We start from the raw sequence: 12,324 nt of genomic DNA, 5'->3' as shown, positions 1-12,324 counted from the left end.
TTAATTTTATAAAAAATGGATTAGTTAGGGGAAAACATGAAAAAGTACATTAAAATTGCACGACTTGATCATTGGATCAAACAGTTTTTTATAATGCCGGGTATCGCTGTTGCTCTGCTTCTTACGGATATTAAGATCACAGAACTCAGCATTTTAAAACTTCTTCTTGGATTCTTTGGTACCTGCTTTATTGCCAGCGCCAACTACGTTATCAACGAATGGCTTGACGCTCCATATGACAAGTATCATCCGGTAAAAAAGAACAGACCTGTAGTAACAGAGAACATGGAACTTAAATGGGTTTTGGTTGAATATGCCATTTTAGCAGTTCTTGGTCTTTTATTATCATTCCTTGTAAACAAGTATTTCCTTATCACTGCTGCAGTTCTTTTGATAATGGGAATCATATATAACGTGGAGCCTGTCAGAAGTAAGGACATCGTTTATTTCGATGTTATTTCAGAGTCAATAAACAATATGCTTCGTCTCCTAATGGGATGGTTTATTGTTACCTCTGATTCCATTCCACCTTCAAGTATCCTTATCGGATATTGGATGGCAGGTGCATATCTTATGGCCACAAAGAGATTCTCCGAGTACAGAATGATCGGCGATCCTAAGGTAGCAGGCTTGTATCGTAAATCTTTTGTAAAGTACACAGAGAAAAAACTCCTTGCATCATCTATCTTTTATGCACTTTCATCTACATTTTGCCTTGGAGTTTTCCTTATAAAATACAGAATTGAATATCTTCTTTGTATTCCTTTTATTTTCCTTCTGTTTGCTTATTACTCAGCAATGTCGCTTGATAATGACTCTGCTGCTCAGAAGCCGGAAAAGCTTTACAAAGAGAAAAAGCTTATGCTTTTAGTTCTGCTTATAATTGTTTTATTTATTGTATGCACCTTCTGCACATTTGACTTCTTAAAGCCACTTACATCAAGTGCCCTTATTAAGCTTGAGGTATAATCAGTACATGAATCTTAAAGAGTTATCAAAAAAACATTTTGAAACACTCTGGTGTTTTTTTACAAGTATATTTATATTAACCTTTACCACCAGATCATCAATCCTTTTTCCTTATAATAACTGGGACGATGTGAACAGTTACTTCACAATGGGAAAAGGGCTGATGAATGGAATGGTTATTTATAGGGACCTTTACGATCAGAAAGGTCCTTTTCTTTATTTACTTTACGGAATTGGGTATCTTCTCAGCCACAAGAGTTTTTTCGGAATCTATATATTTGAGATAATTGCCGGTACAATATTCCTTGCATTTGCTTTTAAACTCATCAAAAGACATTCTTCAACCTCCGTTGCACTCGTTTTAATACCACTTGTTGCTGCCGGTGTATACTCATCAAGGAGTTTCTACTGGGGCGGAGCTGCTGAAGAATTCTGTCTCCCCATGTTATCCTATACTATTTATATTATTGATGTTTTCATGCATCCAAAAGATGCCAAAGAATACGACCGAATTTCTGATTCAAAGACATACCTTATTGTAGGTATACTTACCGGAATCACTGCTCTCGTAAAATATACAATGATGGGCTTCTTTTTTGGATTTGCTGTAATCTCAATAGGCTTGATTTTCTCCAGAAAAGGATTAGTAGAGGTATTTAAGAAAGCTCTTATCTATCTTTTAGGAATCGCAATACCATTCATACCATGGTTAATGTATTTTGCCATAACAGGTGGACTTGATGACTGGTACAGATGCTATATTTACAACAATCTATTCTTCTATAGCAATATAACTGCAGATTCCATTACTTTATATGACAAGCTCTACAAACTGGCTAAACTCCAGTATTGGCTTATATTAGACAATCTTGAGTACTTTATATGGATCATAGCCTGCTTTATACTTGCTCTAATCCTTGAGAGGAAAGCAGCAAAAAAAATAGCATACCTTTTTATGTATGCTTCAACCTTTTTTGTGATCTTTTATGGCGGCGGTACACTTCCATATTACTCAATACCCCTTATGGTATTTGCACTTCCGGGAGCTGCTTATGTTGCAGCTTTTTTCCAAAAAGCTTACATCAAGTATAGCAAAAGAGTATTATGGTGCAATACTGCTATCCTCGTCATAGCTTTATCAGCAGTTTTTGCCAAATACAACTGTTTAAGCGCAGATTATTTATTACAGAGCAGACAGGACCACTGGCTTACAAGAATGGCAAGTCATATAGAGGAAGCCCCTGACACAACTCTTTTAAATGTAGGTTGCCTTGATGTTGGCTTATATACCATAACAGGCATTGTTCCGACCTGCGAATACTTCCAGACCAACGGAATTGCCCTTCCTACAATGTTCGACGAGCAAAGTCGCTACATAAAAGAAGGCCTCACAGAATATGTTATTGCCGGTGAGATGGAGCCCGATGGTATTTATGAGAAATATGAGCTTATAGATTCTGTATCCTTCTACGACAATTCCTATGACCAGGTCTATTACCTGTATAAGTTAAAATAAGAATAATAGTGAAGACAGAGGGACGGGAAGACAGAGGGACGGTTCTTTTGACTTATTGTAAGCAATAAGTCAAAAGAACCGTCCCTCTGTCTTCCCGTCCCTCTGTCTTCCCTCTGTCTTCAAATCGCATTCAGAATAAACTCAGCAAGGCCATCGTGATCATTATCAAAGCGTGTGATCACGTTGGCACTTTTTTTGACAAGGTCTGTGCCATTGATCATGGCTATTCCACAACCTGCTGCCTCTATCATAGAGATATCATTCTGCTCATCTCCTGCTGCATATGTGTTTTCAACAGGAATTCCAAGATAGTCAGATAGTCTTTTTACTACACTTCCCTTTCCGGCCTCAGAAGGAAAAATCTCCATGTAATAAGGATTAGAATATAGAAGTGTAAGCTTATCCCCTACCATTTCCTGAAGCGCTATCCTGAACCTCTCCATTTTATCATGGTCATGAAGCTCTATAGCTATCATCTTGGAAGGAGGAGCTGATATTTCTTTCATGATATCGTCAGTAACGATGAGTGGAGTCTTAATAACTCGTCTGTAATACTCCATACATTCACCGTTCTTTTTGCTGACAATATGGGTTTCATTGTAAGTGTGGCAATGAACGTCATACTTTTCTGAGAGTTCAATTATCTTTGGAACCAGCTCAAGTGGAACACCGGTTTTATAGACATATTTTTCATCATCCACACTGTATATTTCAGTTCCGTTAGAACCGCATAAAAAACTGCCCTTAAAGTCGAGATGCAAACCACTATAGACAGCCTTCGCACTGTCTATAGCTCTTCCTGTATTAATACAGAAATGATTTCCTGCATCAGTAAACTTTTTAAGGGCATCTAAAGTCTTCGGAGATATTATCTTCTCACTTGTTAGAAGTGTCCCATCAAGATCAAAGAAAAATATCTTAGAGCCTGTTTTTGCCATTATATTATGCCTCAACTATCAAATATCTACCGTCGCCTATATCAAAGACTTCGTCCGCTTCAAGTACATTGCCGCCTTCAGTATCGACGCCGGCCTCTTCAAAATACTCTTCTACTTCATCAGGTCCGTCAACAACAACAGCCATACAGTCCTCTAAAAAAGCTTCAGCCTCTTCTGTTGTTTCTGCAACATCCTCAGGAAAAAGCTGCCCCTGATTTTCTAAAAAGCATCTTAGAACTGCATCATCATACTCGTGCATAAAAAATCCTCCATATTACAATAAACTTTTATTCCTTAATTCCTTGTAGAGTCTTGCAACTGGAAGTCCTACAACATTGTAGTAATCGCCGCTTATACCCTTGATATGGATTGCAAACAATCCCTGAATTCCATAGGCACCGGCTTTGTCATCAGGCTCACCACTGTTCACATAAGCATCGATTTCTTCCTCAGTCAGCTCATCAACATTGACAACTGTTTCCTCATGAAATGTAAAATGCTCTGTCTTATCTCCAATCTTGTAATAAACGGTTACACCTGTATAAACCTCATGGGTATTCCCCGAAAGATCTCTGAGCATTCTTTTGGCATCCTGCCTGTCTGTAGGTTTTCCAAGTACTCTATGGTTATATGATACGACTGTGTCTGCACCTATTACAACTATACTGTCTGTACTATCCGTTAAAATTTTGTGAAAAATCTCTGAAGCTTTCTGAAATGAGAGTTCCTCGGCGATTTCTCCAGGCTGCTGTGCAGAGGTCTTTTCCTCAGACACTGCAGGTATTATTTCAAATTCAGGAATAACCTTCCCAAGCAGTTCCTTTCTTCTTGGTGATCCTGATGCTAAAACATAACGCATAAATCTAACTTTCCTTACATTTTATATTTTCATTTCCGGCGTAAACACTCTGGAATTCTGCGGGTTTAAATTCTTAACCGCAGCTGCTGCCTCGTCGCCGAATATTTTTTGAGAATTAATCCTCTCACCCGGCAAAAGATCTTTTTTCACCTTTTCAAAAGAGCCATCATCATTCATAACATGAGCCTTTTCTGTGTCTCCAAGCTCAAGTTCAAGAATGTGCCACACTTTTTTCCTAAGCTTCTCATTCTCTATCGGGAAAAGAATCTCCACTCTTCTTTCAAGATTTCTTGGCATCCAGTCAGCACTACTTGCGTAAAACTCTGGACTTCCGCCATTCTCAAAGTAAAAGATCCTGCTGTGCTCAAGGAAATTACCAACTATAGATCTGACAGTTATATTGTCAGATATTCCAGGAATTCCTGTCCTAAGGCAGCATATTCCTCGAACTATGAGATCAATCTTAACTCCAAGGCTGCTTGCTTTATAGAGCTCAGCAATAACATCCTTGTGACATATGGAGTTCATCTTGGCGATTATCCTTGCAGGCTCACCGTTTGCAGCATGTTCTTCCTCTCTTCTGATAAGGTATAATATCCTGTCTTTAAGCCATAGAGGAGCCAGTGATAACTTGTTCCATCCAAGTGGCTCTGAGTAACCTGAGAGCATGTTAAATACAGCTGTCGCATCCTCGCCAAATGCAGGTGCGCAGGTAAATAATCCTACATCAGTATACTGTTTGGCTGTAGAATCATTGTAATTACCTGTTGCAAGATGGACATACCGCTTAATTCCGTCATCCTCTCGTCTGACCACCAGGGTTATCTTACAATGTGTCTTAAGTCCTACTAGTCCATATATTACGTGACATCCGGCTTTTTCAAGCATCTTGGCCCATACGATGTTGTTCTCTTCATCGAATCTGGCCTTAAGCTCAACCAAAACCGTTACCTGCTTGCCATTATCCGCTGCTTTAGCAAGAGCAGCAATGATAGGCGAATTACCACTTACTCTGTAAAGTGTCTGCTTTATGGCAAGTACATTTGGGTCAATCGCTGCATTCTCGACAAATTTTACAACATTTTCGAAAGTCTCGTAAGGATGATGCATAAGCACATCACCTTCTCTGATAACCTCAAAGATATCCTTATCCTTCACAAATTCAGGTACAGGCTGAGGCGATTTGTAGCCGTGTTCCTTAAGGTCATCAAAGCCCTCAAGCTTATACATCTTCATAAGAAATGTGAGGTCAAGGGGACCCTCTATCTTGTAGATTTCATTTTGATCAACTCCTAAATCCGTCACTAAAAGATCAAGGAGCTTTTTATCCATATTGCTGTCAACTTCAAGTCTAATGGCCTGTCCCCACTGCCTAAGTTTAAGCTGCTTCTCAATTTCCTTTAGAAGATCTTCCGCCTCATCCTCGTCAATTGAAAGATCGGCATTCCTTCCAACCCTATATGGAGCACTGGTTAAAATATCATAATTAAGAAACAGTTTGTCTACCTTATCCAGGATCAGCTGTTCAAGAAGGACAACTTTTTTATAATTGTTCTCTCCCTCTGTATAGGGAATCTCAATTATTCTCGGGAGCACATCAGGGACCTGCACTGTTGCGAAATCAATCTCTCCCTTGGAATCCTTCTTTTGCAAAAGAGCTGCAATATTAAGCGTCTTATTTCTGATAAGTGGAAAGGGTCTTGATGAATCCACTGCCATAGGCGTCAAGACAGGAAATATATACTCATCAAAATATCTGTCTATGTAAGCCCTGTCAGCTCCTTTAAGCTCTGATGGAACGCACACTTTAAGCCCTTTTTCCAGAAGAAGTGGCAAAAGCTCATCGTTGTAGATCTGATACTGCTTATCAACAAATGTATGAACTTTTTCGAGGACCTTTTCAAGCTGCTCAGATGCTGTCATTCCTGCTATGTCACACTTCTGGTAGCCGGCATTTATCATGTCCTTAAGTGATGCAACTCTTACCATGAAAAACTCATCGAGATTGCTGGCAGAAATACTAAGGAACTTGAGTCTCTCAAAGAGAGGATTGCTTTTATCCTCTGCTTCAGAAAGCACTCTCTCATTAAAGCCGATCCAACTAAGCTCTCTGTTTATATAGTACTTAGGATTTTCAAAATCCAATGGTTCTTTTTCCTTTAACTTTTTTGACATAATATCCCCTCACTGTCATCACAACATTATTTTTTGACGAATAACCGGCTTTACACCAAATACTTCCTCAAAAAAGCTTGCTCTGTTTCCAAACATTCCCTTTTCAAGGGTCGTATCTGCCATGGTATCCACATTTATAATAAGCTTTTTGTCCTTAAGCTTTACCGTAACATCTTTAAACTTCTGCTTGTGAGTTCTGTCAAGGCCGTTGGCTACTCTCATAATAGCAGTAAGTTTAGTCATTCTAAGGTAGTCCTCTCTTGAAAAGCCCTGGTAATGCCCGCTTCCCCCGTTGTAATATTCAAACTCCTCATGGTTGAACCTTACAACATTGGCCACAATGGCTCTTTCAATATGTGAAAGACCTATGATCTCTGTAGACATTATGATGTTATAGCAGCAGTCACCCAGATACACAAGGCTTATATATTTACCGCAGTCATGAAGAATAGTTGCGATATTAAGAAGAAGCCTGTCCCTCTTTGAAAGACCATGAAGCTCTGTCGTACTGTCAAAAATAGTGAGCGCAATCTTCTGCAGTGTCTCTCTTCTTGACTTACTTCCAAGAAATCTTTTTGAGATATTTTGTGAACATGCAATAATGTCCTGCTCAAAATCATGTGGTGACTTTATATAGTTCTTTTTATCTGCATACTCGTAGGCTATTCCATCACAGAGAGTAATTCCCGGAGCCCATATGTTCTCTGCCTTTGTAATATCAAGAATGCACTTTATAAGCGCTCCTGAAACAAACAGCAGCGGAACGTTATCTTCAGGGATCGTGAGCATCTTGGCAACCTGCTGATCGCTCATAGAGGCTCCTTTTTCTATAAACTTCTTAAATTCTTTTACTGTGACGCTTCCGCAGTCTTTCTCTGCTCTGTCAATCTTCTGAAGAAGAGGTGAAACATAATCATCGATAAGGATTATGTTCTCGATCTTCTTATCCTTCATATGCATTTTGGCAAAGACCTGAAGCTGCGAATTTACAAGCTCAGGAATAAGGTCCATATATCTTGCCCTGGTGGCCTGAACCTGTTTCATCGCCGTGTGGAGACGAAGCACACCCATTTTCAGGTTCTGAGTGGCGAAGAGAGCATCTTTTTCAAAAAGAGATATCTGGATACTGCCGCCACCGATGTCAACGATGGCTGTGGGCCTCGAAATAACCTCTTCAAACTGATCATATTTTAAGGCGATTGATTTATAGTCTAAAAATCTCTGTTCTGAGTTACTTAATATATCGATGTGAATGCCGGTCCTCTGCTCAATAAGGTCTCTGACGATAAGAATGTCAGAAGTTTCTCTTAAGGCACTTGTACCGTAAGCCTGATAATGTGTAACATCATAGCTTCTCATTATCTTTTTGTACTCAGAAAGAATCCTTATCATCTCATCAACATGTGCTGAAGAAATGTGACCTGAGGCATAGGTCTCGCTTCCTATATCCATTCTATGCCTGATGTGATCAAGTTCATGGACCCCCCTGTCCATCGATAGTTCAAATATCTTGAGTGCAATCTCGTATGAACCAACATCTACTGCTGCAAAAACTTCACCCATCATAAAGAAAATACCTTCCTTTATCAATAATTCCCAAGGATCCTGAGCATTTTTGCTTCTTCCCTTAGGCCTCGCAGCGCGTTCTTCACCGCACTGTCTGACAGATTTCCTTCAAAATCGATAAAAAATCTGTACTCCCAGTTTCTGTCCTCAATAGGGCGAGACTCAATCTTGCTCATATTAAGATCATTATAAATAAAATGTGACATAAGATGATAAAGAGCTCCGGCCTCATGCGGAATTTCCATAATGAGGCTGACCTTTTTAGCATCCTTGCAAAAGATCTTCTGATTGGTTACCACTATGAATCTGGTGGAATTGGAATCTGCCTGATTCACACCTTTTAAAATAACATCAAGTCCATAAACGCTTGCTGCGCCTTCGCTCGCGATTGCAGCCTGCGTCTTATCTTTATCCTCTGCAACTTTTCTGGCTGCAAAAGCATTGTTCTTCATGCTTATCTGCTGTATATCACTGTGTTCTGACAAAAATCTCGCGCTCTGCATAAGGGACTGTGGATGAGAATAGACTTTTTTGATATCTTCAAGCTTTGCACCCGGAATACCTAAAAGACAGTGCTTTATCTCTATGATCTGCTCGCCAACTATATAGTGCTCGTATTCAGCCAAAAGATCATATATCTCACTTACTATACCTGCTGTAGAATTCTCAATCGGAAGGACAGCAAAGTCACAGCTTCCATCCTCCAAAACAGCCATAGCATCCCTGAATGTCTCAACAGGAAGGGCATTTACATCTTCTCCGAAAAAGGCCTTCATAGCCATTTCTGAATATGATCCTGCTGCTCCCTGGTAGCAGACTCTTGAATTCTTCTTATCAATTCCATCCACCTGAATGAAGGGAAGTTTTCCTGAAGCTCCTGCCTCGGAAAGTTTCTGATATTGGAGCTTTCTGCTCATGGACATAAGCTGTGAAAAGAGTTCTTCAACGCCCACCTTGTTAAAATCAGAATGAGCAAGTTCTTTTACTGCTCTTAGCTTTATATCTTCTCTCTCTTTATCAAAAACCTTTTTTCCATTTGCTATCTTGTAATCAGCAACTCTGGACGCAATGTCCATTCTCTTTTCAAAAAGGTCAACTATCTGCCTGTCTACAACGTCAATCTCATTTCGCAGTTCTTTTAAGTCCATATTAAACACTCCAAGCATTATTTTTTTGCAATCTCATACCATAAAGTTTAGCTTAATTATCCCTTGATAGCAAGAAATAACGCGCATATAATGGTTATAGGTAGTTTCAGATGAGGGGTGAAACGCATGAACAAAAGAGCAATTCTTATTGTTTCTATTATTATGCTGTTAACCATAGGACTGGTGGCCGTATACATCCACGAACACACAATTCCTATGTCTGCTTCTGATTCCGGCAATTCAGCTGGAAATCTCCATAACAATGGATACTTTTTTGAGATGGATGGCAAAGTGTATTTCTCAAATCCTTATGACAACAACTGTCTGTATTCAATGGAACTTGATGAATCCAAGCCAAAGCGTCTCACAAGCATGGGGGTAAAGTATATCAATGGAGCAAATGGGCTCTTGTATTTCTACATGGATTCAACTTCTCTCGGCAAAGGCGTTGGCGGACTTGGAAATGCCACCAATCAGTATGGAATCTACAGATGCAAGATAAATGGCGGGGATCAGACATGTCTTTTGCGTGATTTCTGCGGTGAACTTGCTCTGTGTGGTGAATATCTGTACTACCAGGTAAAGACAGACGGCGGTTCCTTAAATAAGATCAGGGTAGATAAAAAGGATAAAGCGCTTGTTGCACCTGAACTGATCTCACCTGTTTGCTATGACAATGGGGTCATATATTACACAGGGGTAACAAATGACCACAACATTCACGCTATGTATACTCAAAACGGTGATTCCACAACAGATGTGATTCCTGGCAGCTGCTGGTTTCCTGTTGTTCAAGGCGGCTATATCTATTATTTGAATGCAGCTTCCAATTACAGTCTTTGGAGAACCAATCTGTACTCAGGCGAAACTGAGCTTATTACCTCAGACAGGATTGACTGCTTTACAATGAATGATCAGTATATTTACTACTCATATTCCAATGCGGATTCTCCTGCCCTTCGCAGATGTGCACTTGATGGCTCAGGGAAAGTTGATCTTTACGAGGGAATCGTCAACAGTTTAAATTTAACATCACGTTTTATTTATTTTAAGGTTTACGGACAGGACGATGTGATGTATCATATGCCTTTGGATGGATCTGCTCCTGCTTCTTTATTTGTAATCAATTAAGCAGGAACGATTAACAATATATATAAATGAGGAGACGGTATGAATAATTTGCGACACATGATGAATCCTCTAGATTTCTCGGTTGACGAGCTAGAGGCTCTGTTCGATGTTGCTGGTGACATCGAAAGAAACATGGACAAATACGCGCATATGTGCGACGGCAAGATATTAGCCACCTGTTTCTACGAACCAAGTACCAGAACAAGACTTAGTTTTGAAACTGCAATGTTACGACTTGGAGGTAAGTGCCTGGGCTTTGCAGACGCCAGCAATTCTTCAGCCGCCAAGGGCGAAAGTGTTTCCGACACTATAAGAGTTATTTCCTGTTTCGCAGATATATGTGCGATGCGTCATCCCAAGGAAGGTGCTCCAATGGTTGCAGCTTCTAAATCTCTTATTCCTGTTATCAATGCAGGTGACGGTGGTCACCAACATCCCACTCAGACACTTACAGATTTATTAACTATCAGATCTTTATACGGCGGACTTAATAATTTCACCATCGGACTTTGTGGAGACCTTAAATTTGGTCGTACTGTCCATTCTCTTATAAATGCCCTCACACGATACAGCGGCATTCATTTCATTTTCATTTCACCAAAAGAACTTAAAGTACCCGATTACATAACAGAAATGCTTGACTCAAAGGGCATAACATACGAAGAAGTCATCAAACTCGAAGAAGTAATGCCACGTCTTGATTTCCTGTACATGACAAGAGTTCAGAAAGAAAGATTCTTTAATGAAGAGGATTACATCCGCTTAAAGAACTTCTATATACTTGATAAAGCTAAGATGGCTCTGGCAAAAGAAAAAATGTATATCCTCCACCCTCTTCCACGTGTAAATGAGATTTCAGTGGAGATCGATTCAGATCCAAGAGCCGCTTATTTCAAGCAGGTTCAGTACGGACTATATGTAAGAATGGCACTCATATTAACATTGCTTGACATGACAGATGCCCATATGAATGAAGGTCTTCTTAGAAAATTCTAAGCAAGCTTTTAAACATCAGACCTAAGAAAGAGGTAATTATGTTAAATATTGGAAAAATTGAAGAAGGCTTTGTTCTGGATCATATCCAGGCAGGTAAGAGCATGCAGATTTACAAGCATCTGGGCCTTGATAAACTTGATTCAACAGTAGCCATAATTAAAAATGCCAGAAGTAAAGTAATGGGGAAAAAAGACATTCTGAAGATAGAATGTGATATAGATTCTCTTGACCTTGATGTCCTTGCTTTTATTGATCACAACATCACTGTAAATGTAATTAAGGACGGACAGATCATAGAAAAGAGATCTCTCGTACTTCCAAAACAGATTGAAGGAGTTATCAAATGCCATAACCCAAGATGCATTTCTTCGATTGAACAGGAACTTCCACAGATCTTTTATCTTGCAGATGAAAAAAATGAGATCTATCGCTGCAAATATTGCGATGAGAAATATTCAGAAGGTGACGTGGTATCGCGTTAAAGAGAGCAAAAAATGAAGGGCGGCTGCCTGGATGAACATCATCCTCGCAGCGCCCTTTTTCTTTGTGATAAGTTATTTTATGTATCCGTTTTGTCTGTAGTAAATATCATCCCCGTGTTTTACACGACGTTTTTCTTCATTGCGAAGCATCTCCTGCATGTAAGGATTATCGTTTGCTCCGGATACTGAAATTGGGGTTGTCTCCTTGTTTACATAGATATCCTTTGATGATTTTCCAAACATAATTGTGTACCTCCCTCATGAGATAATTATATCACATTTACGTTTCTGTATGTTCGGATATTAAGTGCGGATTACTCCGCCATGCCTCCTGCTCGGAACTTTCGTTCCTCGCTGGAGCGGCTTCGCCGTATATAACTACAAAAATATAGAGTTGTATGTGAGCAAGCTCCCAACAACTCTAATTTTTCTAGTTATGCATGGCTCATTAATAGCCAAATTCCTGTGCCCAGTACCAGCTGCCGTCGCCTGTCTGGCAGATGGCGATACCGACTGTTTTGTATCCGCTATCCATAATGTTTGC

At 39.7% G+C, this 12,324-nt stretch carries 12 protein-coding genes; 5 read left to right on the top strand and 7 right to left on the bottom strand.

Annotated elements, in window-relative coordinates:
* Window positions 1-36: 36 nt before the first annotated feature.
* Window positions 37-969, top strand: a complete 933-nt coding sequence (locus tag E7303_RS11745) for a UbiA prenyltransferase family protein (protein WP_292145497.1) — start codon at window positions 37-39, stop codon at window positions 967-969.
* Between the two features lie 163 nt (window positions 970-1,132).
* Complete coding sequence (locus E7303_RS11740; RefSeq protein ID WP_292145496.1) at window positions 1,133-2,485, top strand: glycosyltransferase family 39 protein; 1,353 nt, start codon at window positions 1,133-1,135, stop codon at window positions 2,483-2,485.
* 119 nt (window positions 2,486-2,604) lie between these two features.
* Here E7303_RS11740 and E7303_RS11735 read toward each other — a convergent pair whose 3' ends face one another.
* Genes E7303_RS11735 through pheA form a run of 6 tightly spaced genes read right to left on the bottom strand, consistent with a single transcriptional unit; the run spans window position 2,605 to window position 9,171 of the window.
* Window positions 2,605-3,423 (bottom strand): Cof-type HAD-IIB family hydrolase, encoded by an 819-nt coding sequence (locus E7303_RS11735; protein ID WP_292145495.1) that lies wholly within the window; start codon window positions 3,421-3,423, stop codon window positions 2,605-2,607.
* 4 nt (window positions 3,424-3,427) lie between these two features.
* The gene (locus E7303_RS11730) at window positions 3,428-3,682 is read right to left on the bottom strand and encodes a hypothetical protein (protein ID WP_022775039.1); all 255 of its coding nucleotides are present in this window, start codon (window positions 3,680-3,682) and stop codon (window positions 3,428-3,430) included.
* Window positions 3,683-3,697: 15 nt separating this feature from the next.
* Window positions 3,698-4,282, bottom strand: coding sequence for a Maf family protein (locus tag E7303_RS11725; protein ID WP_292145494.1), 585 nt, complete (start codon window positions 4,280-4,282; stop codon window positions 3,698-3,700).
* A gap of 21 nt (window positions 4,283-4,303) precedes the next feature.
* Window positions 4,304-6,457 carry an RNA degradosome polyphosphate kinase gene (locus E7303_RS11720; protein WP_292145493.1) on the bottom strand — a complete coding sequence of 718 codons (2,154 nt, stop codon included), beginning with the start codon at window positions 6,455-6,457 and terminating at the stop codon, window positions 4,304-4,306.
* Window positions 6,458-6,475: 18 nt separating this feature from the next.
* Complete coding sequence (locus E7303_RS11715; RefSeq protein ID WP_292145492.1) at window positions 6,476-8,023, bottom strand: Ppx/GppA phosphatase family protein; 1,548 nt, start codon at window positions 8,021-8,023, stop codon at window positions 6,476-6,478.
* Between the two features lie 20 nt (window positions 8,024-8,043).
* Window positions 8,044-9,171: a prephenate dehydratase gene (gene pheA, locus E7303_RS11710; protein WP_292145491.1), complete on the bottom strand. Its 1,128-nt coding sequence runs from the start codon at window positions 9,169-9,171 to the stop codon at window positions 8,044-8,046.
* A 126-nt stretch (window positions 9,172-9,297) separates the two neighbouring features.
* Between pheA and E7303_RS11705 the strand changes: the two genes are divergently transcribed.
* From E7303_RS11705 to E7303_RS11695, 3 genes are read left to right on the top strand one after another with little or no spacing between them, the layout of a single operon-like run.
* The gene (locus E7303_RS11705; RefSeq protein ID WP_292145490.1) at window positions 9,298-10,302 is read left to right on the top strand and encodes a DUF5050 domain-containing protein; all 1,005 of its coding nucleotides are present in this window, start codon (window positions 9,298-9,300) and stop codon (window positions 10,300-10,302) included.
* Between the two features lie 48 nt (window positions 10,303-10,350).
* The gene (gene pyrB / locus E7303_RS11700; protein ID WP_292145516.1) at window positions 10,351-11,298 is read left to right on the top strand and encodes an aspartate carbamoyltransferase; all 948 of its coding nucleotides are present in this window, start codon (window positions 10,351-10,353) and stop codon (window positions 11,296-11,298) included.
* A 38-nt stretch (window positions 11,299-11,336) separates the two neighbouring features.
* Window positions 11,337-11,780: an aspartate carbamoyltransferase regulatory subunit gene (locus E7303_RS11695; RefSeq protein WP_292145489.1), complete on the top strand. Its 444-nt coding sequence runs from the start codon at window positions 11,337-11,339 to the stop codon at window positions 11,778-11,780.
* A 72-nt stretch (window positions 11,781-11,852) separates the two neighbouring features.
* Here E7303_RS11695 and E7303_RS11690 read toward each other — a convergent pair whose 3' ends face one another.
* Window positions 11,853-12,023: a hypothetical protein gene (locus tag E7303_RS11690; protein WP_177201607.1), complete on the bottom strand. Its 171-nt coding sequence runs from the start codon at window positions 12,021-12,023 to the stop codon at window positions 11,853-11,855.
* Window positions 12,024-12,324: the final 301 nt, after the last annotated feature.

This window comes from Butyrivibrio sp., assembly GCF_015056685.1.
In the GTDB taxonomy this organism is placed as follows: Bacteria; Bacillota; Clostridia; order Lachnospirales; family Lachnospiraceae; genus Butyrivibrio.
This window is presented reverse-complemented; position numbering and strand designations above follow the sequence as displayed.

Bases quoted from the DNA above. Each gene is read 5' to 3' on its own strand.
- E7303_RS11695 (WP_292145489.1), top strand. From the start codon at position 11,337: ATGTTAAATATTGGAAAAATTGAAGAAGGCTTTGTTCTGGATCATATC.
- E7303_RS11745 (WP_292145497.1), top strand. From the start codon at position 37: ATGAAAAAGTACATTAAAATTGCACGACTTGATCATTGGATCAAACAG.
- E7303_RS11740 (WP_292145496.1), top strand. From the start codon at position 1,133: ATGAATGGAATGGTTATTTATAGGGACCTTTACGATCAGAAAGGTCCT.
- E7303_RS11735 (WP_292145495.1), bottom strand. From the start codon at position 3,423: ATGGCAAAAACAGGCTCTAAGATATTTTTCTTTGATCTTGATGGGACA.
- E7303_RS11720 (WP_292145493.1), bottom strand. From the start codon at position 6,457: ATGTCAAAAAAGTTAAAGGAAAAAGAACCATTGGATTTTGAAAATCCT.
- E7303_RS11715 (WP_292145492.1), bottom strand. From the start codon at position 8,023: ATGATGGGTGAAGTTTTTGCAGCAGTAGATGTTGGTTCATACGAGATT.
- E7303_RS11730 (WP_022775039.1), bottom strand. From the start codon at position 3,682: ATGCACGAGTATGATGATGCAGTTCTAAGATGCTTTTTAGAAAATCAG.
- E7303_RS11690 (WP_177201607.1), bottom strand. From the start codon at position 12,023: ATGTTTGGAAAATCATCAAAGGATATCTATGTAAACAAGGAGACAACC.
- pheA (WP_292145491.1), bottom strand. From the start codon at position 9,171: ATGGACTTAAAAGAACTGCGAAATGAGATTGACGTTGTAGACAGGCAG.
- E7303_RS11725 (WP_292145494.1), bottom strand. From the start codon at position 4,282: ATGCGTTATGTTTTAGCATCAGGATCACCAAGAAGAAAGGAACTGCTT.
- E7303_RS11705 (WP_292145490.1), top strand. From the start codon at position 9,298: ATGAACAAAAGAGCAATTCTTATTGTTTCTATTATTATGCTGTTAACC.